Raw genomic sequence first — 26,632 nt, forward strand, 5'->3', positions numbered from 1 at the left:
GTCTCGTCGGCGGGTGCGGGCCGGTGGGGCTTCTCGCGCAGTTCCCCGCGCCCCTGAAGGCCTGCGGCTTCGCCGCGCCTTCCCCCACGTGACGCGCCCCTGAGACAGCGCACGGAGTGTGCGTCTCAGGGGCGCGGTGGCTACTGCTCAGAACGCGGCAGACGGCTCAGTGGCGGCGGAACGACGTCACGTAGCCCGGGGCCGGCGAACCGACACCCGTCACGTCGTCGTAGCCGCGGACCGCCTTCAGTGAAGCGTCCTCGCCGAGGCTGCGCACGGAGGTGAGCAGCCCCTCCGACGCGTCGTAGCTGTTGGCGAAGTCGACCCGCGCCACGGCGAGTTCACCCTTGACCGGGTGGTCCGTCACGTCGTGGTAGAGCGGCGAACCGTACCGGGCGTAGATCGACGGGTTGGCGAAACCGAGCGGGTGCCCGCCCCGCGTCTGCTGCGCCAGCGCCTGCACACCGGCGATGACCGGCGCCGCCAGCGACGTCCCACCGATGCGGTACTCGTCGTAGCCGAGCGACCCGTCGGGCAGCGTCTGCGTCTGGCCCACCAGGAAACCGGTGTTGGGGTCGGCGATGGCCGCGATGTCCGGGACGACGCGGTTCACGCCGCCGTTGGCCTTCGCGAGCGCACCCGGCACGACGCCCTTCTGGTAGGAGGGCTGCGGGACGGTCTTGCTGGTGCCGCCGCCCGCACCGGAGGTGTACGCGCCGGGGAAGTCGGTCCAGCTCTTCCCGTCCGCCGACAGGTTGGCCTTCAGCGTGCCCCAGCCGGTCTCCCACTTGTACGTGTCGCCCTTGCCGACGGCCAGCGAGGTGCCGCCGACCGCCGTCACCCACGCCGAGTTGGCGGGCGTGTCGACCTGCTTCGTACCGGTGGAGGCGACGTTGTCGCCGTTGTCGCCGGAGGAGAAGTAGAAGCCGATGCCCTCGACCGCGCCGAGCTGGAAGACCTGGTCGTAGGCGGCGGCCAGTTCGGGCGTCTGGTTGGCCTCGATGTCGCCCCACGAGTTGGAGACGATGTCGGCGAGGTGCTTGTCGACGATCGTGTTCAGCGAGTCCAGCAGGTCGTCGTCGTAGCAGGACGACGCGCCCACGTACGTGATGTCCGCCTGCGGCGCCACCGCGTGCACGGCCTCGACGTCGAGGGTCTCCTCGCCGTACCAGCCGGCCGCGCCGCACTCCTCGGTCTTCGTGTAGTTCTTCGGCAGGACCTGCTTCAACTGGCCCTTCGCGTACGGCGCGTCACCGTTCTTGGCCGCGTACGTCGCCGCGTCCTTCGCGATGGTCGGCGAGGCGTACGCGTCGGTGATGGCGACCCGCACGCCCTTGCCGGTGGCCTTGCCCGCGCCGTAGGCGGCGCGCAGCTGCTTGCCGGTGTAGCCCTTCACGGCGTACGGGACCTTCGTGCCGTTCGCGTCCGGGAGGGTCTTGGCGACGTTGGAGCCGTAGTACGAGGAGAACGGCCCGGCGTTGCGGAACACGGCGTCCGGCGGCGGCAGTTGGTCCTGGTGGTCGACCGTGTGCGGGGCGCTGTCCAGGCCCGTGACGGTGAGCACGGCGCCGTCGAGCGAGGCCGGCACGGACGCGGCGGCGGACGGGGCGCGGTAGGTGTGCGTGCCCTTGGCGTAGTTGTGCAGCTGCGTGCCGAACGCCTTCTCGGCGGCGCTCACGTCGCCCGACACGGATATGTAGTGCGCGGTGCTGCCGGTCACGGTCAGGCCCGCGGACTTCAGCCAGGCCGTGACGTCGGCGGTCTGCTGCTTCGTGGCGCCGAAGCGGGCCTGCGCCTGGTCCGCGCTCAGGTACTTGCCGTACGAGGCGGAGGACGGGTCGGACACGGCCTTCGCGTAGGCGGCGAGGCCCTTGGCGTCCCGACCGGCCAGGTACACACGGGCGTTGACCCGGTTGCCGTTCGCGGTGGAGCCCTGGTCGGCGGAGCCGGTGGCCCACAGCGGCCGGGTGCCGGAGAGGGTGTCGCGGCCACCGGTGTCGGCCTGGGCGACCGGGGAGACGAGCGCCAGGGCGCCGGCGATGAGCGGCAGCGTCGCCGCGATGCGGATGGATCTCGTGGATCTCAAGGTGGAACCCCCTGGGTGAGATGCATGCGTGATGCACACGCAGGGGGCCCACTCTCGTCAGGAAGCGTTCACGTGAGGGGAATGGGTCGATCAAGAAGGCGTCAAGTCAGATCAAGCCAGTTCAAGTACGGTTCAAGTCCGGTCGGGATGGACCGGTTTGGGCCGGGTCCGCAGGCTCACGGCGTGGCGCCGCGCTCCTTCAGCATCCCGGTCATCAGGTCGATCTCGGACTGCTGCGAGGCCACCATGCCGCGCGCCAGCCGCCGTTCGGCCCCCACCTCGCACCGCTTCACGCACCCCTCGGCCATGTGCACGCCGCCCTTGTGGTGCGCGATCATCAGCCGCAGGAACCGCACCTCGGCCCGCCGGCCGCTGTCCGAACGCAACTGGTCCAGCTGGGTGTTGGTGGCCATCCCCGGCATCAGCGCACCGTCCTCGCCCGCGGGCATGTCGGCCATGCCCATCCAGGCCATGGGCGGCTTCTCGGACACCTTCGGCAGCTCCCACAGATCGAGCCAGCCGAGCAGCATGCCCCGCTGGTTGGCCTGGGTCTGCGCGATGTCGTAGGCGAGGCGGCGCACGTCCTCGTCCTTCGTCCGGTCGCGCACGATGTACGACATCTCCACGGCCTGCTGGTGGTGCACGGCCATGTCGCGCGCGAACCCGGCGTCCGCCGACTCGGCCGCCGGCACCTTCAGGTCGTTCGGCCCGCCGTCCCCGTCGGCGACGGCGTACGTGACGGCGCCGCCCGCGACGAGCACCGCCGCTGCGGCCGACGCCAGCCACCCCGTACGACGCCTCACTGCGCGAGACCGCCGGTACAGGCGGCGCCCGGCTCAGGGGTCTGCTTGCCCTGCACGAACGTCGAGAAGAACGAGGCGACGGCCGGGTCCGAGGCGCTCTTCACCGTCCGCTGGTGCCCCCACGCGCTGAGCATGATCGGGTCCTTCTGGTCCTGCACCGGGCTCATCAGCGAGTACGGGGTCGCCTTGACCTTGGTCTGCAGGGCCTTCACGTCGGCCGCGCTCGCCTTGTCGGTGTACGTCACCCAGACGGCCCCGTGCTCCAGGGAGTGCACTGCGTTCTCGTTCGCGAGCGCCTTCTCGTAGACGTCGCCGTTGCAGTTCATCCACACCTGGTTGTGGTCGCCGCCCACCGGGGGCGTCATCGGGTAGGCGACCTTCTTGGCCACGTGGTTACGGGTGAGCTTGCCGCTCCACGTGCCCACGCCCGCCTTGTCGTAGCTGAACTTCCCCGAGTCGGCCGCGGCCTTCGAGTCCGCCTGGTCGGAGCCGGAGTCGTCGCCCTTGGTCACGGCCCACGCGCCGACTCCTATCAGGGCGGCCACGACGACGGTGCTCACCGCGACGACGGCGATCCGGCCCCGGCGCTCGCGGGAGCGCTCGGCTCGGCGCATCTCCTCTATGCGGTCCCTGCGGGACGCGGAGGATGCGCTGGACGTGTTCTTGGCGGAACCCATGGAATGTCCTTCGGTGAAAAGGATGAGACGGGCGGGTCCGCTGATCGTAGTGGGGAAAAGGGCCGGTGGGGAGGACGTCTCCGGGCCCGCTGTCGTCGGCGTACCGAACGGCAGGCACTATGGCCCTGGGGGGTTCAACAGGCACTATGAACACAACACCGGCCGATCAAGGATGATCATGGTCGGCAACGCGCACGAAACGGGCGTGTGGTGGGATGTGAGCAGGCCCTTCGACGTCCCCTGATCGACTTCCCGCAGCGTGGGAGCAGGCGGCCTGACCAGCAAGGATGGGTGGAAGCGGAAGATGGACAAGCAGCAGGAATTCGTGCTCCGGACTCTGGAGGAGCGCGACATCCGGTTCGTTCGCCTGTGGTTCACGGACGTGCTCGGCTTCCTCAAGTCGGTGGCCGTGGCCCCGGCCGAGCTGGAACAGGCCTTCGACGAGGGAATCGGCTTCGACGGCTCCGCCATCGAGGGCTTCGCCCGGGTCTACGAGTCGGACATGATCGCCAAGCCGGACCCGGCCACCTTCCAGGTCCTGCCGTGGCGCGCCGAGGCCCCCGGCACGGCCCGGATGTTCTGCGACATCCTCATGCCCGACGGCTCCCCGTCCTTCGCCGACCCGCGCTACGTCCTCAAGCGCGCGCTCGCCAAGACCTCCGACCTCGGCTTCACCTTCTACACCCACCCCGAGATCGAGTTCTTCCTCCTCAAGGACAAGCCGCTCGACGGCTCGCGCCCCACGCCCGCCGACAACTCGGGCTACTTCGACCACACCCCGCAGAACGTGGGGATGGACTTCCGCCGCCAGGCGATCACGATGCTCGAATCGATGGGCATCTCGGTCGAGTTCAGCCACCACGAGGGCGCGCCGGGCCAGCAGGAGATCGACCTGCGGTACGCGGACGCGCTCTCCACGGCGGACAACATCATGACGTTCCGCCTGGTCATGAAGCAGGTCGCCCTGGAGCAGGGCGTGCAGGCCACCTTCATGCCGAAGCCGTTCTCCGAGCACCCCGGCTCCGGCATGCACACGCACCTCTCGCTCTTCGAGGGCGACCGGAACGCCTTCTACGAGTCGGGCTCCGAGTACCAGCTCTCCAAGGTCGGCCGCTCCTTCATCGCGGGCCTGCTGAAGCACGCCGCCGAGATCTCCGCGGTCACCAACCAGTGGGTCAACTCCTACAAGCGCATCTGGGGCGGCTCCGAGCGCACCGCCGGCGCCGGCGGCGAGGCCCCTTCCTACATCTGCTGGGGCCACAACAACCGCTCGGCCCTCATCCGCGTGCCCATGTACAAGCCCGGCAAGACCGGCTCGGCCCGCGTCGAGGTCCGCTCGATCGACTCCGGCGCCAACCCGTACCTCACGTACGCGGTCCTGCTCGCCGCCGGCCTCAAGGGCATCGAGGAGGGCTACGAACTCCCGCCGGGCGCCGACGACGACGTGTGGGCCCTCTCCGACGCGGAGCGCCGCGCGATGGGCATCGAACCGCTCCCGCAGAACCTCGGCGAGGCGATCGCCCTGATGGAGCGCTCGGAACTGGTCGCCGAGACGCTGGGCGAGCACGTCTACGACTTCTTCCTCCGGAACAAGAAGCAGGAGTGGGAGGAGTACCGCTCCGAGGTGACGGCGTTCGAGCTGCGCAAGAATCTGCCGGTGCTGTAGTCGCGCAAAGAAAGCCGCGGACGCGTCCGCTCGTCGATGAGCAGGTGCGTCCGCGGCTTTCGTCGTGGCTGAGCGCGCCCCTGACGGGGCTACAGCGCGTCGCGCAACGGCACCGTCGCCCGCTTGCGGTACTCCTGGATCGCCCAGCCGTTGCCGTCCGGGTCCTTGAAGTGCATGAACGTGCCGCCGTCGTCCGGGCCGAAGGAGACCGGCTCCGAGACCTCCAGGCCGCGGGCCGTCAGTTCGTCGCGGGCCGCCTTGATGTCGCTGACGACGAGCTGGAGGCCGTGGTACGTGCCGGGGGCCGGGGTGCCCGTCGGGATCGGGACGCCCTCGGCGAGGACGATCGAGCAGCCGGAGCCGGGCGGGGTGAGCTGGACGATCCGGGAGCCCGGCATCACCTCGCGGTCGACGTCGCAGCGGAAGCCGACCTTGTCCACGTAGAACGCCTTGGACCGGTCGATGTCCGAGACGGGGAGCGGGATCACTTCCAGGGTCATGTCCATCGGTCAAAGGTAGGCGGGGGACACCGCCGCCGTCAGGATTTCGCGCGCGGATCCGGTGCCGTCGGCCGGGACCGTGTACAGGTCGGCGCCGTAGTCGCCCGGAAGTGCGTACGTCACGTGCCGGTCGTCGCTCCACTCCGCCTGATCGTCGACGCTGCGGGTCTCGGCCAGCGGCGTCTCGTGCAGGGTGGCCAGGTCCAGTACGTACAGGCGCCAAGGGGCGTCCGCGGGCAGGCCGGGGACGCGCTTCTTGTACGCGATCCGGGTGCCGTCGGGGGAGAGCGACGGGCACTCGACGTTCGTGTGGAGCGTGGTGACCGTGCGGGTGCGCAGATCGCCGCGGACCAGGTACGTCTTCCCGTGCGTGGCGAGCGTCGCGTAGAAGTGGCGGTCGTCCGCGGCGAAGGTGACGCCCCAGAAGTTGACGTCGGGCGCGCGGTAGCGGTGTCCGTCCTTGACGATCGCGTACGCCTCCAGGGACGGGGTGAGGACGCCGGTCGCCGTGTCGAGGATCGCGGCCCGCGTCGAGAAGTTCGTGCCCGCGTAGCTGTCGCCGCCGACGAACGCCGTCCACGCCGCGTACCGCCCGCTCGGCGACACCCGGGCGCGGGACGGGATGCCGGGGACGGCGTAGTGCCCCTTCTCGTGGAGGGCGGAGTCGAGGACGGTGGCCCGGTAGGTGTCGGACAGCGTGCCGTGGACCGCCTGGAGGCAGATGCCCGTGCCCGAACGGGCGTGGAAGCGCAGGCACTTGAGCCCGGTCGCGGTCGCCGTGCGCGGGCCGGAGGGGCGCGCCGCAGGAGTGGTGGTGAGCTCGTCGCGGTGCGGGCCCCAGGCCATGTTGCGGAACACCAGCTCCCGGGTCCCCGAGGTGAGCCGGACCGGGCCGGCGGTGATGGCGGGCCCGCCGGGGCGGGCCTGGTCCCTGCGGTCGGCGCGGGCCGACGCGTGCAGCACCGCGGCGGTCGCCACCGCCGCCAGCGCGAGCACCGCCGCGAGGAGGATCGTGAGCTTGCCGCGGATGGTCATGTGCTCGCTTCCGTACGAGGGGTGGTGGGCCGGAGCACGTACGAGACGACGGCGCATCCGGCGAGCAGGACGGCGGCGGACCCGAGCGCCGTCCGGTCGCCCCACGCGGTCCAGGCCGCACCGAACCCGAGGGAGCAGCCGAACCGGGCGAGCGCCTGGCCCGTCTGGACCACGGCGAGGCCGGACGAGCGCCGCGCCTCGGGCAGGCCCGCGGAGGCCGCCGCCATCAGGACGCCGTCGGTCGCCGCGTAGAACGTGCCGTGCAGGAGCAGGACCGCGTAGGGCAGCACGGGGCTGTGCGCGTGCGTGAGGAGCAGTCCGTAGACCGCGAGCAGGGCGACGTGGCCGCCGAGGAAGACCCGCCAGGCGCCGACCCGGTCGGACAGCCGTCCCAGCGGTGCGGCCAGCGTCAGGAACGCGGCGGCCGTGCCCAGCGGGAGGAGCGCGAACCAGCGCTCGGGAACGCCGAGTTGGCGCTGCAGGAGGAGATAGACGAAGGCGTCGCTGACGGTGGCCAGGCCGAGGAGCGTGGCGCAGACGGTCGGCCGGAGCAGGGGGCGCACGTCCGGTTTCGCGGCCGGCCGGGGCGTGGCGGCGGCCGGCGCGGCGGTCCGCGACGACGGCACGAACAGCACCAGGACCAGCACCCCGAGCACCGCCACGCAGAAGCTCACCGTGAACACCGCGTCGTACCCGTCCACGGTCCACCGCAGGATCAGGAACGCCACCAGCGGTCCGAGCAGGGCGCCCGCCGTGTCCATCGCCCGGTGCACGCCGAACGCCCGCCCCCGCGCGGCCGGTTCGCTCGACAGCGAGATCAGCGCGTCGCGCGGCGCCGTGCGCAGCCCCTTGCCGGTGCGGTCGGCGGCGAGGACCGCGCCGATCAGCGGCAGCGAACCCGCGACCAGGAGCAGCGGCTTGCACAGCGCCGACAGGCCGTAACCGAGCACGGCGACCGTCTTGTGGCGGCCGCCGCCGCTGTCCGCGAACCGGCCGCCGACCAGCCGGACCAGCGCCGAGAAGCCGTTGTAGACGCCGTCCAGGAGGCCGAAGCCGAGCGGGCTGAGGCCGAGGCCCGCCACCAGGTACAGGGGCAGGACGGCGGTCACCATCTCGGACGAGACGTCGGTGATCAGACTGACCGTGCCGAGCGCGAACACGGTGGGGCCCACGGCGCGCCGCCGCCCGGCACGGGGCCGGGCGGCGGGCTCCGCGGACGTCGGCGCCGACGGTGTGGCGCGGCTGTCCGCTACGTACATGTCACGACGTCCAGATGCCGGTGATGTCCTTGGCCGACGCCGCGTTGCCCGCGTGCGAGGTCAGGCCGTGCATGTCCTCCAGGGTGCGCAGGAGGTCGTAGTGGTTGTAGGTCGTCGAGGAGGTGGCCCCGGGCGTGACCTGCTGCCCGTAGAAGACCGTGGGGATCTTGTTGCCGCTGAGCCGGTTGTCCTCGTCGAAAGTGACGACGAGGAGGCTGTTGTGGGCCTTCGCCCAGGTCGCGTACGCGCCCAGGTTGTCCTTGAGCCAGGTGTCGCCCGTCTTGACCGAGCAGTCGTGCATGTCGCTGCACAGGTCGGGGACCACGAAGGAGACCTGGGGCAGCGTCGAGTAGTCCGAGGGGAACTGCGCGAAGGTCTTCGCGGACGAAGTCGGCACGTTGCTGAAGCCGAACCACGGGTTGTGCTTGCGGGCGTAGTCGCCGGACGAGCAGGTCGTCGAACCCTGGCTCGGCAGGCCCTCGTTGTAGCTGCCCCACGTCTTGCCCGCGGCGATCAGCTCCGACGCCAGGTTCGGGGCGGAGGAGAAGCCGGGCGTGTAGCAGCTGTCGTCCGTGACGCCCTGCGTGGAGCCGGAGAACAGGGCGAAGTAGTTGGGCTGGCTGGGGTGGGTCTCGGCGTACGAGGCGGTGAGGTTGGCGCCGCCCGTCCTCAGGCTGTTGATGTACGGGGCGCTGGAGGAGCCGATGACCTGGCTGTACGCGTGGTTCTCGAAGACCACGACGACCGTGTGGTCGGGGGTGGGGACCGTCGACGCGGCGTGCGCCGGGGTGGAGCCGGTGAGGGCGAGCCAGCTGCCGGTGGCGGCCGCCGCCAGCGCGAGCGCAGAGGCGAGCACCTTGCCACGGGCACGCCCGAGGAATGTTCTGCCGGACACGTGAGACCTCCGATGAGGGGGAGGAGCGGGGATCTTGGCGGTGCGGCCAGAGCATGCACACGCCAAGAATCCCCTGAGTCACGTCGTCCGGTTCCGCCGGATGAAGCGTGGGTGAACGCTTACCGCTCGGACAGCGGCGACGGCGCCTCCTGCACCGTCCAGCCGTTGCCGTCCGGGTCCGTGAAGAACATGAAGGAGTTCCACGCCTCGCCGCCGGGTCCCTCCGTCCAGCCCTCGGGCCCGGCGTGCTGCACCGGGCTCACCTCCACACCGCGCCCCACCAGCTCCTCCCGGGCGGCCGCGATGTCCGTGACGCACACCTGGAGCCCGGTGAGCGAGCCGGGCGCCATCGCGTCCTGGCCCGGCGCGCCCGGCAGGCCCTCGGTCAGCGCGATGGAGCAGCGGGAGCCGGGCGGCGTGATCTGCACGATGCGGACGCCGGGCGCGACCTGGCTGTCCAGGTCGACCTTGAAGCCCACCTTGTCCGCGTAGAACTCCTTGGCCCGGTCCACGTCGGAGACGGGAACGACGACCACTTCGAGGGTCCACTCCATGGCCTGTCCTTTCGTAGGCGTCACTGGAGGCGTCACTGGAACCGCCAGCGGGTCTGCGTGAACTGTTCGCCCTTGCCGAAACCGAAGACCGTGCGCGGCGCGACCGCGAAGACCAGGGAGGCGCCCTGCTGCCCCTGGAACGCACCGTCGGCACGGACCTCGAAGTGCCATGCCGGACCGTACTTCCCCTCCCACGCCTTGGCGAGGGCGCCCAACCGGTCGGCCGCGGTGACCCGCACCGCCTCGCCCTCCACGACCACGTCGAAACCGGCGGCCCACGCGTCGCTGCCGGTGGTGAGGGTGACGTACGGGTTCGCCGCGAGATTGAGCGCCTTGCGCTCCCGCTCGCCCGTCGTGAAGTGGAGCGCCCCGTCCAGCCAGACCCCGAGCAGCGGCGTCACGTGCGGGCGGCCGTCCGGCCGTACGGTCGAGATCCAGAACAGCTCGGCGGCGGCCAGCTGCCGCTCGGCCACCGGCCAGGGGACGGGGGCGGCGCCCGGCGAGCTGTAGCGGGCGTCGAGCGAGGTGCTGTGCGGGGCACCGTGCGGTGAACTGTGCGGTGAACTGTGCGGTGAACTGTGCGGGGAATCCTGCGGCATGGCGACGGTCCTTCTTCCGGCCCTGTGAATCCTCTCCTCATCAGAACGACTCCGCACGCCGTCACAACTCATCGGTCCCGCCGGGACCGCAGTAGGCTCATGCCAGCGTGTGATCGAACAGGAGGCCGGGATGTCGGTGCCGCGAGGGCGACGGAGCAGTACCTTCACCCGTCTGTTGCGGCACGGATTCACCGATCCGTCCGGCGCGGAGCGGCTCCTCGACAGCGAAGCGCTGTCCACCGTGCGCTCCGACCCGCTGCTCCTGGACGCCCTCGGCGCCACCGCCGACCCCGATCTGGCCCTGCTCGGCCTGGTCCGGCTCGTCGAGGCGCAGGAGCGGGCGGCGGGCGACGCGGGCCGCCGGGAACTGCTCGACACCCTCGTCACGGCGAAGCCGCTGCGCGACCGGCTGCTCGGCGTGCTCGGCGCCTCCGAGGCCCTCGCCGACCACCTGGCCCGGCACCCTGCCGACTGGCAGGCGCTCGTCACGTACGAGCCGAGCGATCTGCACCCGGGCGTCGAGGAGTTCGAGCGCGGGCTCGCGGACGCCACCGACCCCGACTCGCTGCGCGTCGCCTACCGGCGCTGCCTGCTCTCCATCGCCGCCCGCGACGTCTGCGGCACCACCGTCATCACCGAGACCGCCGCCGAACTGGCCGACCTGGCGACGGCGACGCTGCGCGCGGCGCTGGCCATCGCGCGCACCGCCGCGCCCGGCGACGCCGCCCTCTGCCGGCTCGCCGTGATCGCGATGGGCAAGTGCGGCGGCCACGAGCTGAACTACGTGTCCGACGTCGACGTCATCTTCGTCGGCGACGCGGCCGACGGCGCCGACGAGGGCAAGGCGGTGCAGGCCGCGACCCGGCTCGCCTCCCACATGATGCGGATCTGCTCCGAGACGACCGTCGAGGGCACCATCTGGCCGGTCGACGCGAACCTGCGCCCCGAGGGGCGCAACGGCCCGCTCGTCCGCACCCTCTCCTCCCACCTCGCCTACTACCAGCGCTGGGCCAAGACCTGGGAGTTCCAGGCCCTGCTCAAGGCCCGCCCGGTGGCCGGCGACCCCGACCTCGGCGAGGCGTACCTCGCGGCCGTCTCGCCGCTCGTCTGGCAGGCCGCCGAGCGCGACAACTTCGTGCCCGACGTGCAGAAGATGCGCAAGCGCGTCGTCGAGAACATCCCGGCGGGCGAGGTCGACCGCGAACTGAAGCTCGGCCCCGGCGGACTGCGCGACGTCGAATTCGCCGTCCAGCTCCTGCAGTTGGTGCACGGCAGGGCCGACGCGTCGCTGCGCAGCGGGACCACCCTCGACGCCCTCGCCGCACTCGCCGACGGCGGCTACGTCGGCCGGGTCGACGCCGTCCAGCTCGACGACGCCTACCGCTTCCTGCGCACGCTCGAACACCGCATCCAGCTCTACCGGCTGCGGCGCACGCACCTCGTGCCCGAGGACGACGCGGACCTGCGCCGCATCGGCCGCTCGATGGGCATGCGCACCGAACCCCTCACCGACCTCAGCCGCGCCTGGAAGCGCCACACCTCCGTGGTGCGCCGGCTGCACGAGAAGCTCTTCTACCGCCCGCTGCTCGACTCCGTCGCCCAACTCGCCCCCGGCGAGACCCGGTTGAGTACCGAAGCGGCCCGCGAGCGGCTCGTCGCCCTCGGCTACGCGGACCCCAGCGCCGCCCTGCGGCACCTGGAGGCCCTCGCCTCCGGCGTCAGCCGCAAGGCCGCCATCCAGCGGACCCTGCTCCCCGTGCTGCTCGGCTGGTTCGCCGACTCGGCGGACCCCGACGCGGGCCTGCTCAACTTCCGCAAGGTGTCCGACGCCCTCGGCAAGACCCCCTGGTACCTCCGGCTGCTGCGCGACGAGGGCGCGGCCGCGGAGAACCTGGCCCGGGTGCTGTCCGCGGGCCGCCTCGCCCCCGACCTCCTCATGCGCGCCCCCGAGGCGGTCGCGCTGCTCGGCGACGAGCGGGGCCTCGAACAGCGCGGGCACACCCCGCTGGAGCAGGAGGTGATGGCCGCGGTGGGCCGCGCGGACGGCGGCGAACAGGCCGTGGTGGCGGCCCGCGGGGTGCGCCGCCGCGAACTGTTCCGTACCTGCGCGGCCGACATCATCGCCTCGTACGGCACCGAGGACACCCCCGCCGTCGCCGACCAGGGCGCACTGGTGGACCGGGTCGGCGGCGCGGTGTCCGACCTGACGGCCGCCACCCTCGCCGGAACGCTGCGCGCCGTCGTCCGCGACGGCTGGGGCGACACCCTGCCCACCCGCTTCGCGGTGATCGCCATGGGCCGCTTCGGCGGCCACGAACTGGGCTACGGCTCCGACGCCGACGTCCTGTTCGTGCACGAGCCCCGCGAGGGCGTCAGCGACCACGACGCCGCCCAGGCGGCGAACAAGGTCGTCGCCGAGATGCGCCGGCTGCTCGCCCTGCCGAGCGCCGACCCGCCGCTCCTGATCGACGCGGACCTGCGCCCCGAGGGCAAGTCGGGCCCGCTCGTGCGCACCCTCAAGTCCTACGAGGCGTACTACCGCCGCTGGTCCCTGGTCTGGGAGTCGCAGGCCCTGCTGCGCGCCCAGCCCGTCGCGGGCGACAAGGAACTGGGGCAGGCTTTCATCGACCTGGTCGACCCGCTGCGGTACCCGGCGGAGGGCCTCGGCGACGACGCGATCCGGGAGATCCGGCGGCTCAAGGCCCGGATGGAGTCCGAGCGGCTGCCCCGCGGCGCCGACCCCACCCTGCACACCAAGCTCGGCCGCGGCGGCCTCTCCGACGTCGAGTGGACGGTGCAGCTGCTCCAGCTCCAGCACGGCTGGGCGGAGCCGGGACTGCGCACCACCCGGACCCGGGAGGCGCTGGCCGCGGCGTGCGCGGCGGAGCTGATCCCCGGCGAGGACGCCGCGATCCTCGACGAGGCGTGGGTGCTGGCCACGCGGGTGCGCAACGCCGTGATGCTGGTGCGCGGCCGCGCGGGGGACACGTTCCCCTCCGACGGGCGGGAACTCGGCGCGGTCGGGCGGTACTTGGGGTACGGGCCGGGGCACGTCGGGGACATGCTCGACGACTACCGGCGGATCACCCGGCGGGCCCGGGCCGTGATGGAGGAGCGCTTCTACGGGGCGTAGGCCTCCGGCGGTCGGGCGGGGTGTCGCGGGGGCGTCTGCCGGGTTCCGTTCGCCGGCGGGCGCGGGTGCGGGTGCGTGGGGCTTCTCGCGCAGTTCCCGGCGCCCCTGATGGCGGAACCTTTCTCTCAGGTCCTCCGCACGGTGTGGCAGTGGGTGATGAACGCCGTCAGGGCCAGGTCGAAGGCCGCGTTCGTCCGGCCATCCGACACCGCGGCCAGGGCCCGCTCAAGCAGCGGGGTCGGTGTCTCGTCGGACAGTTCCCACATGGCCTCGGGCGCCGCCATGTCGAGAGCCGAACCGAGCACCACGTTCTCCATCGCGATGATCACCGGCATCACGTCGGCGAGCGCGAAGCCCGACTCCAGGAGCAGCGCCACCGCCAGCTCGTACTGTGCGAGCACCCGCGGCGCCCGCACCGGGTTCGTCGTCAGGAGCGGGATCGCCCTCGGGTGCGCGGCGAACGCCGCACGGTAGGAACGCGCCCACGCCGCCATCGCCTCGTCCCAGGGCAGCCCCGAGGTGAGCGGCGCCGGGTCGATCGCGGCGGCGACCCGCTCCCGCAACAGCTCCACGATCCCGTCCCGGCCGTCCACGTGGTGGTACACCGACCCCGTCTGCACACCCAGCCGCCTGGCGATCTGCGGGACGCTGAAGTCGCCCTGCTCGTCGACGAGTTCCAGCGCCGTCGTCGCGATGCGCGCCCGGTCGAGGAGTGGCTTGCTCGGCCGTCCCATCCGCTGCGTCCCTCCGTCACGTTCGAAAAACGGGTCTTCCCGTGAGCCCGAACAGGAGGTTACATTGCCGAAACCGAAAGCCTTTAGGTTTACGTCGCCGCGGCCAGAAGGGCTCCCCTCCGCATGTCCGTGACCTCCCCGCAGTCCGCCCCGCCGAGCACGCCACCAGGCCTGCGCACCGGCACCCTCGGCACCGCCGACATCGCCTTCTTCGTCGTCTCCGCCGCCGCCCCGCTCACCGTCATGGCGGGCGTCGCCCCCATCGCCATCGCCCTCGGCGGCATCGGCGCCCCCGCCGGCTACCTCCTGGCTGGCCTCACCCTCGCCGTCTTCGCCGTCGGCTTCACCGCCATGAGCCGCCACGTGAAGGGCGGCGGCGCCTTCTACGCGTACATCACCCAGGGCCTCGGCCGCCCCGCGGGGATCGGCGCCGCCCTGCTCGCCATGGTCGGCTACAACGGCATGGAGATCGGCGTCTACGGCCTCCTCGGCTCCGCCACCCAGGACACCGTGCACGCCCTCTTCGGCGCCGACGTCCCCTGGCTCCCGGTCTCCCTCGCCGGGCTGCTGCTCATCTGGTACGGCGGCTTCCGCTCCATAGACTTCGGCGCGAAGCTCCTCGGCGTGCTGCTCGTCGCGGAGACCGGCATCCTCGTCCTGCTCGCCGCCGGGGTGCTGCTCGACGGCGGCGCGCACGGCCTGTCCGCCGCGTCCTTCGCGCCCGGCAACGTCCTGGTCCCCGGCACCGCCGCCGTCCTCGCCTTCGCCTTCGCCGCGTTCACCGGCTTCGAGTCGACCGTCATCTACCGCCGCGAGGCCCGCGACCCGGACCGCACGGTGCCGCGCGCCACGTACATCGCGGTCGGCTTCCTCGGCCTCTTCTACGCCTTCACCGTGTGGATCGCCATCCAGTCCTTCGGCGACGCCGCCGTCGTGAAGGCGGCGGGCAGCGACCCGGGAGGCCTCTTCTTCACCGCGATCACCACCTACGTCGGCGGCTGGGCGGCCGACCTGATGCACGTCCTCATCGTCACCAGCGTCATCGCCTCCCTCCTCGCCTTCCACAACGCCATCAACCGCTACGGCCTCGCCCTCGCCGACGAGGGCGTGCTGCCCCGCGCCATCGCCCGCATCCACCCCAAGCACCGCTCCCCGTACGTCGCCGGGGCCGCGCAGACCGTCCTCGGCGCGGTCGTCGTGCTCGGCTTCTGGGCGGCCGGCGCCGATCCGTACGACCAGCTCCTCCTCTGGGTCAACACCCCGGGAATGCTGGGCCTGATGGCCCTCCAGCTCCTCGCCGCCCTCGCGGTCCCGTTCTTCTTCCGCCGCGTCACGCACCAGGAGGGCGTGTGGCGCACGGTGGTGGCCCCCGTGGCCGCGACCCTCCTCCTGGCGGCGGCGATCACTCTGGTGGCCACCCACATCGACCTGTTCACGGCAGCGTCCCCGCTGGTCAACGGCGCCCTGATGGCAGTGGCCCCCGCGGTCTTCGTCATCGGCCTGGCACTGGCGTGGCGACTCAAGCGCACCCGCCCGACGACCTACGAACGGTTCGGACACTAGGGGCGCGGGGAACTGCGCGACCAGCCACGACAGACCCGCACCCGCCGACGCATCAGCAACCCGGCAGACGCAACAGCCCCAACGGAGACGCCCCACATGCCATCCGCCGACCTCCTCCTCACCGACACCCACATCCGCACCATGGACCCGCTCACGCCGGAGGCCACCGCCCTGGCCGTGAAGGACGGCCGCATCGCAGCGGTGGGCGACACCGACACCCTGGTCAGGGACTGGCAGGGCCCCGCCACGGAACGGCTCGACCTCCGCGGCGCCACCGTGACGCCCGGCCTCACCGACGCCCACAGCCACCCCGTCTGGGGCCTCCAGATGGCATCCGGTGCCGACCTCACCGGCGTACAGGACCTGGACGCCCTGCGCGCGGCGCTGCGCACGGCCGACCGGATCGACGGCTGGGTCGTCGGCTGGGGCCTGGACCACAACGCGTTCGGCGGCCGCCCCGTCCACCGCGACCTCGTCGAGGACGTGCTCGACGGCGCCCCCGCCTTCCTGCGTCTCTACGACGGCCACTCCGCCCTGGTCAGCGGCGCCGCCCTGACCGCGGCCGGGATCACCGGACCGCGGGAGTTCGCCCAGCGCTCCGAGATCGTCTGCGACGCGGCCGGGCACCCCACCGGCCACCTGGTCGAGCACGCCGCCATGGACCTGGTCGACCGCGTCGTACCGCGCCTGTCGTGCGAGGCCAGGCGCGCGGGCCTCGTCGACCTGCTCGGCGCCATGGCCGCCACCGGCCTCACCACCGCCCACGTCATGGACGGCGCCGACCTCGACCTGCTCGCCGCCGTCGAGGAGGACACCGACCTCCCGCTGCGCCTGACCATCGCGCCCTGGTGCATGCCGGGCGTCGACCGCGCGGGGCTCGACGAACTGATCGCGCTGCAACGGCGGCACGGCCGGGCCTGGCGGGTCGGCGGCGTCAAGTTCTTCATGGACGGCACGGTCGAGGGCGGCACGGCCTGGCTGGAGCACGCCGACTGCCACGGCCAGGGCACCGACGCGTTCTGGCCCGACCCGGCGGCGTACAGCGCGGCCGTGCGTCACCTCCACGCCGCCGGGGTGCGCACCGCGACGCACGCCATCGGCGACGCGGCCGTCCGGCACGCCCTCGACACCGTCGAGGCGCTCGGCCCGACCGGCCGCGGCGCGCACCGCATCGAGCACATCGAGACCGTCCCCGACGACACGCTCCCGCGGTTCGCCGCGCTCGGCGTCGCCGCGTCCATGCAGCCGCCGCACACCGCGTACACGAAGGGCGACCGCAGCGACGAGTGGTCCAGGCGGCTCGGCGACGAACGGGCCGCCCGCGCCTGGCGCACCCGGGACCTGCGGGACGCGGGCGCCGTGCTCGCCCTCGGCTCGGACTGGCCGATCGCCCACTACGACGTGCGGCGGGTCCTCGCGACGGCCCGGGTGCCGGAGGGCGCCGCCGGCCCCGGGCAGGGTCTGACCGGGCTCGAAGCACTGGAGGGCGTCGCCTCGCACGCCGCGCTCGCGGCGGGGGAGCGGGGCGGCCGGATCGCGACCGGCCTGCGCGCCGACCTCACCGTGCTCGGCCTCGACCCGGTGACCGCCCCGGCGGACGAGCTGGCCGAGGCGCCGGTCCTGCTGACGACGGTCGACGGACGCGTCACGCACCGCGGCGGCCGGTGACGCACGGAAGGGGCGGCGCCGACCGGCACCGCCCCTTCCGGCCCGCGCGTGCGGACGCTAGGCCTTCACCGACACCATCGGCGGCGGTGCCACGAGACGCGGCAGCGCGTACGGCAGCGCCCCGTACCAGAACCGGGCCACCGCGAAGCCGAACGCCAGGCAGACCATGCCGCCCACCGCGTCCAGCCAGAAGTGGTTCGCCGTCGCCACGATGACCACCAGGGTCGCCGCCGGGTACAGCAGCCCGAGCACCCGCACCCACGGCACCGACGCGAGCGCGAAGATCGTCAGTCCGCACCACAGCGACCAGCCGATGTGCATCGACGGCATCGCCGCGTACTGGTTCGACATGTTCTTCAGGTTGCCCGAGGCCATCGAGCCCCACGTCTGGTGGACCGCGACCGTGTCGACGAAGTGGCCGCCGGTCATCAGGCGCGGCGGGGCCAGCGGGTAGAAGTAGTAGCCGACGAGCGCGACCGCCGTCGTCGCGAACAGCACCAGGCGGGTCGCCGCGTAGCGGCCCGGATGGCAGCGGAACAGCCACACCAGCACGCCGAGCGTGATCACGAAGTGCAGGGTCGCGTAGTAGTAGTTCATGCCGACGACGAGCCAAGTCACCGAGTTCACGGCGTGGTTGACGCTCTGTTCGACGGCGATCCCGAGATGGTGCTCCAGCCGCCAGATCCAGTCCGCGTTGCTGAGCGCCTGTGCCTTCTGTTCCGGGACCGCGTTGCGGATCAGGGAGTACGTCCAGTAACTCACCGCGATCAACAGGATCTCGAACCAGAGCCGGGGACGTCGCGGCGCACGGAAGCGGCGCCCGACACGGTTCTCCGCGATGGGTGAGGTGGTGGGCCCCTGTCGGCCTTCCAGTGTCGTCACGGTCGTTTCACCCATAGGCACAGAGTCTGCCAGATTTCGGCCTCCGTCCGATCATCCCTCGGGCGGGTTCGAGCCGCATCCTCTACGCCCTACGGACGAGGCCGGACCCCAGGGGACGAGGCCGTGGAACCCCGCACGACCAGCTCGGGCATGAACACGAATTCACTCTGTGGAGCGGGCGTGCCCCCCATCTCCTCGAGCAGCGTGTTGACGGCCGCCTGCCCCATCGCGTGCACCGGCTTGCGGACCGTGGTCAGCGGCGGATCGGTGAACGCGATCAGCGGCGAGTCGTCGAAGCCGACCACCGACACGTCCGACGGCACGTCCAGACCGCGCTCCCGCACCGCCCGGACGGCACCCAGTGCCATCATGTCGCTCGCGCAGATCACCGCCGTGCAGCCCCGGTCGAGCAGCGCGGACGCCGCCGCCTGGCCACCCTCCAAGGTGTAGAGGGAGTGCTGGACGAGGTCGTGCCCGGCCTCGTCCGCCCCCAGGCCGACCAGGTCCGTCATCGTGCGCAGGAAACCCTCGATCTTCCGCTGTACGGGCACGAACCGGACCGGCCCCAGCGCGAGCCCTATCCGGGTGTGCCCCAGCGACACCAGATGCGTCACCGCGAGCCGGGCCGCGGCCCGGTCGTCCGGGGAGATGAACGGCGCCGCTATCGACGGCGAGAAACCGTCGACGAGCACGAACGGGACGCCCTGGCCGCGCAGCCGCTCGTAACGGCCGGTGTCCGCCGTGGTGTCGGCGTGCAGCCCGGACACGTAGATGATGCCGCTCACGCCCCGGTCGACCAGCATCTCGGTCAACTCGTCCTCGGTGGAGCCGCCCGGCGTCTGCGTGGCCAGCACCGGCGTGTAGCCCTGCCTGGTCAGGGCCTGCACCACGACCTGCGCGAGCGCGGGGAATATCGGGTTCTCCAGCTCCGGCGTGATCAGGCCGACCAGGCCCTCGCTGCGCCGGCTCAGCCGGACCGGACGCTCGTAGCCGAGCACGTCCAGCGCGGCGAGCACGGACTGGCGGGTGGCGGCGGCGACGCCGGGCTTGCCGTTGAGCACGCGGCTGACAGTCGCCTCGCTCACCCCCGCTTGTGCTGCTATGTCGGCAAGGCGTGCGGTCACGGGACGGGACCTTACCGGTCACCCGGCGCATTTCCCACCGTCGCCCGCCCTGGAGGAAGTGCCCTACGGGTCACCCGGGTTGGGGGCGGCCACCCGGATCGGTGAACGTGCCCGATCAGGCGTCGCACCACCCGGTTCCGGCGGTAACTTGGTGCGGCGGGCCGAGGGGGCCCGCAATCGGATCTGCCCCGAGGGGCTGCCCCGTGAACGGCACCACTGAAGAGTCCCGGACCGCAGGCGGCAGTACGGTCCTGGTGGTCGACGACACCGCTACGAGCCGCTATGCGCTGGGCGCCGTCCTGACCCGCGCGGGACACGTCGTCGTCCCCGTCGCCTCCGCCGGGGAGGCCCTCGTCGAGCTCGACCTGCGGCTGCGGGCCGGAGCACTGCCCGACGTGGCACTCGTCGACGTGGGACTGCCCGATCTGAACGGGTACGAACTGTGCCGCCGGGTCAAGGCGTTGCCCTCGCTCGCCGGCATCCCCGTCGTCCACTTCTCGGCCATGCCGTCCGGCTCCGGCGACCGCTGCCGGGCCCTCGACGCGGGCGGCGAGGCGTATCTGACGGTCCCCGCCGAGCCGGAGGAGATCCGGGCCGTGGTGCGGGCCGCGCTGCGCGGCGCCCGCGAACTCGTCCACGCGCAGGCCCAGTTCGGCCGGCTCGCCCTGCTGTCCGAGGCGGTCGTCGAGGTGCAGGGTGCCCGCTGCCTCCCCGAACTCGCCACCGTGGCCGCCGAGGTGACCGCCCGGCTCACCGAGCAGAGCGCCGCCGTGTTCGTCCTCGGCGAGGAGGGCGCGATGTACACCGGCGAGTCCCGGCGCGCCCGCCGCCTCGGCGTGCCCGGCACCGAGGACCGGGATCGCGCCGTCGCGCTGGTGCGCCGCCTGATGTGCGAGGGCGGCGGCGTGCGCACCACCGTGGTGCCCGGACCGCTGTGGCCCGAGGCGTACTTCGGGCCCGGCGACGTACGCCTCGTGCTCGCCTGCAACCGGGACGGCCGGCTGCCCGTGTGTCTGGCCACCCCCGCCTACCCGGACCTGGCGGGCCGGATCTCCCCGCTCGTCACCCAGCTCGCCCGCGCCACCGCGCTCGCCGCCGAGCCGCTCCTCATGTACGAGCAGGAGCGCCACGTCGCCCTCACCCTGCAACGCAGCTTCCTGCCCAGCCAGTTGCCCGTGGCCCCGGGCGTCGAGGTCGTCGTCCGCTACGAACCCGCCTCCCAGCAGGCCGAGATAGGAGGCGACTTCTACGCCGCGCTGCCCACCCCCGCCGGGATGCTCGTCGGCATCGGGGACGTGGTCGGGCACTCCCTCGACGCGGCCACCGTCATGGTCGAGATCCGGCACGCGCTGTGCGCCTACAGCATCGAGGACCCGTGCCCCGCCCGGCTCGTGACCCGGCTCGACCGGATGCTCCAGCACTACCACCCGGAGTGCACGGCCACCCTGTGCCTGGCCCTCGTCGACCCCGCCACCGGCCGCACGTCCATCGCGAACGCCGGCCACATCCCGCCGCTCCTCGTACCCCCGGGCGGCCCCGCCCACTACGCGTCCGCGTCCGGCCCGCTGCTCGGTCTCGGCCTGCCGCACCCCGGCCCGGGCGAGGTGCGGCTCGGGCCCGGCGAGCGGCTCCTCATGGTCACGGACGGCCTCATCGAGACCCGCGGCACCGACCTCGCCGTCTCGATGGAGGAGCTCCGCCGGGCCGCGACCGCCGCACCCCCGGCCCCGGACGACCTCTGCGACACGCTCCTGAGCTGCTTCGGCCGCGACCGGGCGGACGACATTGCCCTGCTCGCCCTCCGCCTCAGCCCACGCGTCTCTCCATGAGCGTCACCCCGTAACTGCTGCCTCCCGCACCGGACTTGAAGGGCTGCTCACCGACCACGGAGTAGCCGCGCTGCTCGTAGTAGGTGCGCAGCCGGGGGTTCGAGGAGACGCAGTCGAGGCGGCACAGCGAGCGGCCCGAGTCGGCGATCCGGTGTTCCGCGTGGGCGAGGAGCGCGGCGCCCGTACCGGCCGGGACGCCGCGGCGCACCATCAGACGGTGCACGTAACCGGCGACGGGCGGCTGGGCGCCCCACGCGGGTTCGTCGTCCCACCACAGCTCGTAGCCGCCCGCGGCCGCGCCGTCGGCGGTCTCCGCGAGCCACACCTCGCCCTCCTTGATCCGCAGCAGGAAGTGCTCCTCGCTCTTCTCGCCGGGCTTCCACTGGTCGATGCCGTTGGCCAGCATCCAGCGGGCCGCACCGTCGTACAGCGCGACGAGGGTGTCCAGGTCGTCCGTGTCCGCTCTGCGGAACGTGAGTTGTGCCGTCATGCCGATCACCGTAAAGGTGATCGTCGACACGTCCGTACGCACCTTCCGGAGCTTCCATGCCTCAGATCACCGTCGACTACTCCGCGGGCCTCGACGACCGGCTCGACCGGGCCGGGCTGGCCGGCGCCGTCCACCGGGCCGCCGTCGACACGGTGGCCGCGCGGATCCCGGCCTGCAAGACACGCTTCCGCCGGGCCGAGGAGACCGTCGTCGGCGACGCGGACGCCCCGGTCCTGCACGTGGAGGTCGCCCTGCTGGCCGGCCGCACCGAGGAGGCCAAGGCCGCCCTCGCGGACGCGGTGCTCGGACTGCTGCCCGCCCACGTCAAGGCCCCGGAGGGCGTCCACTTCTCCGCGGAGGTACGGGACCTGGAGCCCGCCTACCGGTCCGCCATCGGCTGACCGGACGGCGCGAGCGCGACCAGCCGGCCGACCAGGTCGGCGAAGGGCCCGTCGGCCGGCTCGTCCGCCAGGATGCGGCGGAGCAGCGCCGCCATCTCCTCGTCGTACGCGGCGCTGACCGCGGCCAGCGCCGCGAAGTCGTGGACGAGCTGGAGCTGGAGCTCCTCGCGCGGGATGCGCCGGCCGTCCAGCCAGATCAGCGCCGTCGACTCGGCGAGCGAGACCCAGGAGCGGACCACCAGGTCCAGGCGCGGGGACGGCGCGGTGACCCGCAGGTGCGCGAGGATCTGGAGGTACGCGGCCTGCCGCACCGAGTCGATGAGGGCGTTCGTCGTCGAGGAGCCGACCGCCGGGCCACCGCGCATCAGAGCCGAGAAACCCGGCCCGTGCTCGTCCACGAAGTCGAAGAACCGGCCCATCACCCGCAGCAGGCGCGCCCCCAGCGGCCCGTCCTGCGGTTCCCTGAACCGCTCCGCCAGATCCTCGGCGGCCCGCTTCAGCGCGGCCTCGTACAGGCTGAGCTTGCCCGGGAAGTAGTGGTAGACGAGCGGCCGCGAAATGCCAGCGGCGGCCGCTATCTCGTCGATGGAGACCTCGTCGGGGGAGCGGTGACTGAACAGTTCGAGGGCGACCCCGATCAACTGCCGCCGCCGCTCCTCGACTCCCATTCTGCGCCGCACCCCGGTAGTCATACCGAACACTCTACCGAGCGGATCGAGCCCGGCCGCCTAGAGATCGAGGGTCAGCCGGTCGCCGCGGGCCCGCGACACACAGATCAGCATCGAGTCGGCCCGCTCCGCGTCCGTGAGGAGCTCGTCGCGATGGTCGATCTCCCCTTCCAGGACCCGCTGTTGGCAGGTTCCGCAGAAGCCCTGCTCGCACGAGTACATCACGCTGGGCAGCTCGGCGCGGACCGCCGCGAGCACCGTGGTGCCGCCCGGCACGGGAACGACCTTGCCGCTGCGCCGCAGTTCGACCTCGAACGGGCGGTCGCCGTCGGACGGGCCGCGTGGCGCGAACCGTTCGAGGTGCAGCGTCCGCCCCTCGGGCAGCGCCTCCTCCACGGCCGCCATCAGCCCCTCGGGCCCGCAGCAGTACACGGCCGTGCCGGGCGCCGTGTCCGCGAGCGCCGCGCCCAGGTCGGGCCGCCCGTCCTCGTCCTCGGCGACGACGGTGACCCGGTCGCCGGCCAGCTTCCGCACGTCCTCCAGGAACGGCATCGAGGCCCGCGTCCGGCCCCCGTACAGCAGCTTCCAGTCCGCGCCGCGCGCCTCGGCCGCCCGCAGCATCGGCAGGACCGGGGTGATCCCGATGCCGCCCGCGACGAACAGGTAGGCGGGCGCGGCCGGGTCCAGCGGGAAGCGGTTGCGCGGCCCGCGCACCTCCACCTCCGCGCCCTCGGCCAGCTGCTCGTGCACCTCGCGCGAGCCGCCGCGCCCGCCCTCGCCGGCCGGGACGAGCCGGGTGGCGACGGTGTACGACGAGGAGTCCTCGGGGTCGCCGCACAGCGAGTACTGGCGCACCAGCCCTGAGGGCAGCACGAGATCGAGGTGGGCGCCCGGCTGCCAGGCGGGCAACTGATGGCCCTCCAGGCGGAGTTGGACGACCCCGTCGGCTATCCGCTCGTGCCCGGTGACGAGCAGCTTCAGGGCGCGGGCCCGCGGCCGCCCCGAGACCGGCTCCTCCAGGGCGGGCAGCGGCCACAGCGGGGATTCCTTCACGCGGCGGCGCAGGGCACGGCGCACGACGAGCGCGGCACCGGCGACGACGACGGCCCTGCGCAGGGTACGGGGCTTCATCGGGCGACTCCCTGGCGTGCGCTCTCGCGGGCCTCGGCGGCCGACGCGGCGGGCGACGAGGCGAGGTAGGCGACGGCCTGCTCCGTGTCGCCCTCCTGCTCGGGGTGGTAACTCCGGCTCAGATAGCGGGGGATGGACCGCACCATCGCCCCGGTCGACGGCAGCACGCCCCGCTTGCCGCCCCGGTAGAAGTCCTTGAAGGAGGCCTTGCCGTCGAGCAGCGTCGGATCGTTCTCCATGAAGAAGCGCGCGCCACGCTGCCACAGGAAGACGAGGGCCGTGAACGCGGTGGCCCAGGTGCGCACCCGGCGCCGGTAGCTGCCGTCGACGTGCTGGAACAGCTCGAAGGCGACCGAGCGGTGCTCGACCTCCTCGGCGCCGTGCCAGCGCAGCAGGTCCAGCATGGTCGGGTCGGCGCCGCGGCGGTCCAGCTCGTCCGCGTTCAGGACCCAGTCGCCGAGGAACGCCGTGTAGTGCTCGATGGCCGCGATGAGCGCGACCCGCTCCATCAGCCACCACTCGCGGGCCTTCCCCGGCGGCAGTGTCCGGTCGCCGAGCAGCTTCTCGAAGAACCAGTCCACCTGGGCCGTGTACGGCGTCGGGTCGAGACCCTGCTCCTTGAGGTGGGGCAGCACCTCGTCGTGCGCCTGCGAGTGCATGGCCTCCTGGCCGATGAACCCGATGACGTCCTCGCGCAGCCGGTCGTCCCGGATGTAGGGCAGGACCTGCTTGTACACGTGTACGAACCAGCGTTCGCCCGCCGGGAGCAGCAGGTGCAGCACGTTGATGGTGTGCGTGGCGAACGGGTCGTCGGGGAGCCAGTGCAGAGGGGTCTTGTCCCAGGCGAAGGACACCTGGCGTGCCTTCAGCGTGACGCGCGTATTAGACATGGCGTCAATGTACTGACCGGTAGGCCGAGGGGTACACCCCTCGGACGGGACTTTCTTCCCGTGATCGTCAGCAGTGGTTCGGCGCGGTGACGTCAGCGCAGCGTCGTCACCCGGGTGCCGTCCGCCGTCCGGCCGGTCAGCGTCAGCTTCGCGCCCCGCGGAGCCTGCACGGCCAGCAGGTTCCCGGCCCCGGTCGCGCCCGCCGCCACCACGGAGTCGACCTTCTTGCTGCCCGCGGCGACCAGGTACCAGGTGCCGGCCCGCGACTTCCAGCGCACGCCCGCGAGCACCAGCGGATCACGCGCGCCGCAGGCGGGGGAGCCCTCCGACTTCGCCGCGACCACCGCCGTGGCGGCGCCCGGCGCACCGAACAGGGCGAGGGTGCGCGGACCGCCGCCCCGCCAGGTCTCGGCCCGGGTGCACACCCACTGCGCGACCCCGTTCGCCTCGGGCAGCTGCTGGCTCGCGTACGCCCACGCGTTGACGGAGCTCACCCCGTGCGAGCGGGCCGCCGCGAGGGAGCACGCGGTCGTCCGCCAGTCGCCGGGCGCGGATTCGCGGGGCGCGTCGGGGCGGCCCGACGTGAGGTGCGCGGGCACGAGTTCGCCGAGGTCCGTGGCGAGCCGGGTGCCGGTGGCGTCGGTCAGCGCCAGCGCGTTCCACGACGTGCACGACGTGGCCAGGGCGGGGCTGGGGAACGGCGCCGTCACCCCGTCCTTCGTCCGCGCCAGCGCCTGCGGCGCCGCGTCCGGGCGCAGCAGGTCCCGGACAGCCGAGCGGGTCACCCAAGGGGCGGTCAGATAGCGGACGTTGCCGTCGGCGCGGTTCAGGACGACGGCGCCCGACTGCGGGCCCGTCGCCCCGTCGACCCGCGCGAAGTCGAGCGCCGCGCCGCTCGTGCCGCTCTCCGGCTCGGCGTAGCGCACGATGCGCAGGCCGTCGTAGAGCAGCACGACGCGGGCCCGGTCGACCACACCCGCGTAGAGCAGCTGCGCGGGTCCCGGCGGGGCGCCCGCCTGGGTGCCGGGCGTCGCCGACACCTGCACGGACCCACCGGGCCTCGCCCACACCGCGAGGGCCCGGCGCAGCAGGTCCTCGTCGCCCGTGAGGGAGCCGCGGGCCGGCCACACCGAGAAGTCGGTGCGCGCGGAGTTCTGCCACGCGCCCACCGCGACCTTCGTCAACTTGCCCGGATCCAGAGCCGCTTGACCGGCCGGGTTCTGGGCGTACGGCGGCGCTGCCGCGCCGTCCCGGCCCCAGCCGCCACCGGGCAGACCGAGCAGCGCGCCGCACACCAGGGTCGCCGCGACCGCCGCGACCACCGCCTTCACGTGCTGGCGGCGGCGCATCAGATCGGTGGGGCGGGCGTGCAGGGAGCACGGGTCGAACTCCGGCGATTCGAGGAGCGCGTACTGCGCCTCGACCCCGTCCGCCGCCGAGAGCGCCGCCGCCGTCTCCTCGGGGGTGCAGCCCGCGGCGGTGAGCGTGGTGCGCACGGCGGTGTCGTCCAGGCGCTCAAGACCGCGCAGCACGTACGCGGCACGGGCCGGTCCGGTCAGCGCCGACAGCCGCTGGTCCAGGGCGAGTTCATCGGCGCCGCCGGACTTCGGGAAGAGCTTGAGCCCCCGCACCTGCGGCAGCAGCGGCGGCAGCTGGGCCCGCTTCGGCCAGGCCGCACGGCGCAGCGGCAGCCCCGCCTCCAGGGCGCTGCGCAGCACCCGGAGGCGTACGTAGGCGTAGCCGGGGTCACCGGTGCGATGGCCGCTGCCGCGCTGGGCGGGGACTGCCGGGGGTGCGGGTGCGGTGCGGCCCCGGGGGAGCGCCCGCTGGGTCATCGAGTGGGCGGTGAGCACGCGACGGTTGCGGCCCAGGCCCGGCGGCAGCACCAGGTAGGCGAGGCGGACCAGGCGGGGGTAGTGCTCGACCAGCGCGGCTTCGGCGTGCTCGACGTCGATGACGTCGGCTCCGCCGGGGGACGGGGGAGTGGGTTGCTGCACCTTTGACTGCACGTTCAGCAGAACGAGCGAATCGTGGGATGGTCACAG

23 protein-coding genes are annotated in these 26,632 nt (G+C 72.7%); 6 read left to right on the forward strand and 17 right to left on the reverse strand.

The genetic code is table 11. From position 1 onward, the window contains the following. Positions 1-166: 166 nt before the first annotated feature. The 3 genes from M4J07_RS08210 to M4J07_RS08220 all read right to left on the reverse strand — a co-directional run bounded on the left by M4J07_RS08210 (position 167) and on the right by M4J07_RS08220 (position 3,566). Positions 167-2,062 (reverse strand): S53 family peptidase, encoded by a 1,896-nt coding sequence (locus tag M4J07_RS08210; protein WP_374215013.1) that lies wholly within the window; start codon positions 2,060-2,062, stop codon positions 167-169. A gap of 200 nt (positions 2,063-2,262) precedes the next feature. Next, entirely contained in the window at positions 2,263-2,889 is a 627-nt protein-coding gene (locus M4J07_RS08215) for a DUF305 domain-containing protein (RefSeq protein WP_255968975.1), read from the reverse strand. Beyond that, the gene (locus M4J07_RS08220; protein ID WP_255968976.1) at positions 2,886-3,566 is read right to left on the reverse strand and encodes a DUF3105 domain-containing protein; all 681 of its coding nucleotides are present in this window, start codon (positions 3,564-3,566) and stop codon (positions 2,886-2,888) included. The genes M4J07_RS08215 and M4J07_RS08220 overlap by 4 nt, the downstream gene beginning before the upstream one ends. Positions 3,567-3,870: 304 nt before the next feature. Here M4J07_RS08220 and M4J07_RS08225 point away from each other — a divergent pair, with 304 nt between their 5' ends. After that, positions 3,871-5,232 carry a glutamine synthetase family protein gene (locus tag M4J07_RS08225; protein ID WP_255968977.1) on the forward strand — a complete coding sequence of 454 codons (1,362 nt, stop codon included), beginning with the start codon at positions 3,871-3,873 and terminating at the stop codon, positions 5,230-5,232. An 89-nt stretch (positions 5,233-5,321) separates the two neighbouring features. Here the strand turns inward: M4J07_RS08225 and M4J07_RS08230 are convergent, their stop codons facing one another. The 6 genes from M4J07_RS08230 to M4J07_RS08255 form a co-directional block, all read right to left on the reverse strand. Beyond that, positions 5,322-5,738: a VOC family protein gene (locus M4J07_RS08230; protein ID WP_255968978.1), complete on the reverse strand. Its 417-nt coding sequence runs from the start codon at positions 5,736-5,738 to the stop codon at positions 5,322-5,324. 3 nt (positions 5,739-5,741) lie between these two features. Further along, the gene (locus M4J07_RS08235) at positions 5,742-6,767 is read right to left on the reverse strand and encodes a TolB family protein (protein WP_255968979.1); all 1,026 of its coding nucleotides are present in this window, start codon (positions 6,765-6,767) and stop codon (positions 5,742-5,744) included. Beyond that, positions 6,764-8,026 (reverse strand): MFS transporter, encoded by a 1,263-nt coding sequence (locus M4J07_RS08240; protein WP_255968980.1) that lies wholly within the window; start codon positions 8,024-8,026, stop codon positions 6,764-6,766. Before M4J07_RS08240 ends, M4J07_RS08235 begins: the two co-directional genes overlap by 4 nt. Position 8,027: 1 nt before the next feature. Beyond that, complete coding sequence (locus M4J07_RS08245; RefSeq protein WP_255968982.1) at positions 8,028-8,921, reverse strand: alkaline phosphatase family protein; 894 nt, start codon at positions 8,919-8,921, stop codon at positions 8,028-8,030. Between the two features lie 119 nt (positions 8,922-9,040). Beyond that, on the reverse strand, positions 9,041-9,475 hold the full coding sequence (locus M4J07_RS08250) for a VOC family protein (protein WP_255968985.1): 435 nt from the start codon (positions 9,473-9,475) through the stop codon (positions 9,041-9,043). A 32-nt stretch (positions 9,476-9,507) separates the two neighbouring features. After that, positions 9,508-10,074: a pyridoxamine 5'-phosphate oxidase family protein gene (locus M4J07_RS08255; protein ID WP_255968987.1), complete on the reverse strand. Its 567-nt coding sequence runs from the start codon at positions 10,072-10,074 to the stop codon at positions 9,508-9,510. A gap of 130 nt (positions 10,075-10,204) precedes the next feature. On the opposite strand from M4J07_RS08255, the gene M4J07_RS08260 reads away from it, so the two are divergent. Next, complete coding sequence (locus M4J07_RS08260) at positions 10,205-13,207, forward strand: bifunctional [glutamine synthetase] adenylyltransferase/[glutamine synthetase]-adenylyl-L-tyrosine phosphorylase (RefSeq protein ID WP_255968989.1); 3,003 nt, start codon at positions 10,205-10,207, stop codon at positions 13,205-13,207. 125 nt (positions 13,208-13,332) lie between these two features. On the opposite strand, the gene M4J07_RS08265 is transcribed toward M4J07_RS08260, so the two are convergent. Next, positions 13,333-13,941 carry a TetR/AcrR family transcriptional regulator gene (locus M4J07_RS08265; RefSeq protein ID WP_255968991.1) on the reverse strand — a complete coding sequence of 203 codons (609 nt, stop codon included), beginning with the start codon at positions 13,939-13,941 and terminating at the stop codon, positions 13,333-13,335. 123 nt (positions 13,942-14,064) lie between these two features. Between M4J07_RS08265 and M4J07_RS08270 the strand changes: the two genes are divergently transcribed. Both M4J07_RS08270 and M4J07_RS08275 read left to right on the forward strand, forming a co-directional pair. Next, the gene (locus tag M4J07_RS08270) at positions 14,065-15,504 is read left to right on the forward strand and encodes an APC family permease (RefSeq protein ID WP_255968994.1); all 1,440 of its coding nucleotides are present in this window, start codon (positions 14,065-14,067) and stop codon (positions 15,502-15,504) included. Positions 15,505-15,600: 96 nt separating this feature from the next. Further along, a complete protein-coding gene (locus M4J07_RS08275) occupies positions 15,601-17,172 on the forward strand; it encodes an amidohydrolase (RefSeq protein ID WP_255968996.1) in 1,572 nt (523 codons plus the stop codon). Positions 17,173-17,229: 57 nt separating this feature from the next. On the opposite strand, the gene M4J07_RS08280 is transcribed toward M4J07_RS08275, so the two are convergent. Then, a complete protein-coding gene (locus M4J07_RS08280; protein ID WP_255968998.1) occupies positions 17,230-18,069 on the reverse strand; it encodes a phosphatase PAP2 family protein in 840 nt (279 codons plus the stop codon). 74 nt (positions 18,070-18,143) lie between these two features. Beyond that, the gene (locus M4J07_RS08285) at positions 18,144-19,178 is read right to left on the reverse strand and encodes a LacI family DNA-binding transcriptional regulator (protein ID WP_255969000.1); all 1,035 of its coding nucleotides are present in this window, start codon (positions 19,176-19,178) and stop codon (positions 18,144-18,146) included. A 203-nt stretch (positions 19,179-19,381) separates the two neighbouring features. Here M4J07_RS08285 and M4J07_RS08290 point away from each other — a divergent pair, with 203 nt between their 5' ends. Next, a complete protein-coding gene (locus M4J07_RS08290) occupies positions 19,382-21,007 on the forward strand; it encodes a SpoIIE family protein phosphatase (RefSeq protein ID WP_255969002.1) in 1,626 nt (541 codons plus the stop codon). On the opposite strand, the gene M4J07_RS08295 is transcribed toward M4J07_RS08290, so the two are convergent. Then, positions 20,985-21,497 (reverse strand): GNAT family N-acetyltransferase, encoded by a 513-nt coding sequence (locus M4J07_RS08295; RefSeq protein WP_255969004.1) that lies wholly within the window; start codon positions 21,495-21,497, stop codon positions 20,985-20,987. The two genes, M4J07_RS08290 and M4J07_RS08295, sit on opposite strands and share 23 nt — an antisense overlap. Positions 21,498-21,553: 56 nt before the next feature. Between M4J07_RS08295 and M4J07_RS08300 the strand changes: the two genes are divergently transcribed. Continuing rightward, positions 21,554-21,898 (forward strand): 5-carboxymethyl-2-hydroxymuconate Delta-isomerase, encoded by a 345-nt coding sequence (locus M4J07_RS08300; protein WP_255969006.1) that lies wholly within the window; start codon positions 21,554-21,556, stop codon positions 21,896-21,898. Here the strand turns inward: M4J07_RS08300 and M4J07_RS08305 are convergent. The 4 genes from M4J07_RS08305 to M4J07_RS08320 all read right to left on the reverse strand — a co-directional run bounded on the left by M4J07_RS08305 (position 21,877) and on the right by M4J07_RS08320 (position 26,596). Beyond that, positions 21,877-22,590 carry a TetR/AcrR family transcriptional regulator gene (locus M4J07_RS08305; protein ID WP_255969009.1) on the reverse strand — a complete coding sequence of 238 codons (714 nt, stop codon included), beginning with the start codon at positions 22,588-22,590 and terminating at the stop codon, positions 21,877-21,879. The two genes, M4J07_RS08300 and M4J07_RS08305, sit on opposite strands and share 22 nt — an antisense overlap. A 36-nt stretch (positions 22,591-22,626) precedes the next feature. Next, complete coding sequence (locus M4J07_RS08310; protein ID WP_255969011.1) at positions 22,627-23,697, reverse strand: PDR/VanB family oxidoreductase; 1,071 nt, start codon at positions 23,695-23,697, stop codon at positions 22,627-22,629. After that, positions 23,694-24,587: a metal-dependent hydrolase gene (locus M4J07_RS08315; protein ID WP_255969013.1), complete on the reverse strand. Its 894-nt coding sequence runs from the start codon at positions 24,585-24,587 to the stop codon at positions 23,694-23,696. The genes M4J07_RS08310 and M4J07_RS08315 overlap by 4 nt, the downstream gene beginning before the upstream one ends. Before the next feature lie 92 nt (positions 24,588-24,679). Continuing rightward, on the reverse strand, positions 24,680-26,596 hold the full coding sequence (locus tag M4J07_RS08320; RefSeq protein ID WP_374215012.1) for a hypothetical protein: 1,917 nt from the start codon (positions 26,594-26,596) through the stop codon (positions 24,680-24,682). Positions 26,597-26,632 lie beyond the last annotated feature (36 nt).

Source organism: Streptomyces longispororuber (assembly GCF_024448165.1).
GTDB lineage: Bacteria > Actinomycetota > Actinomycetes > Streptomycetales > Streptomycetaceae > Streptomyces > Streptomyces longispororuber_A.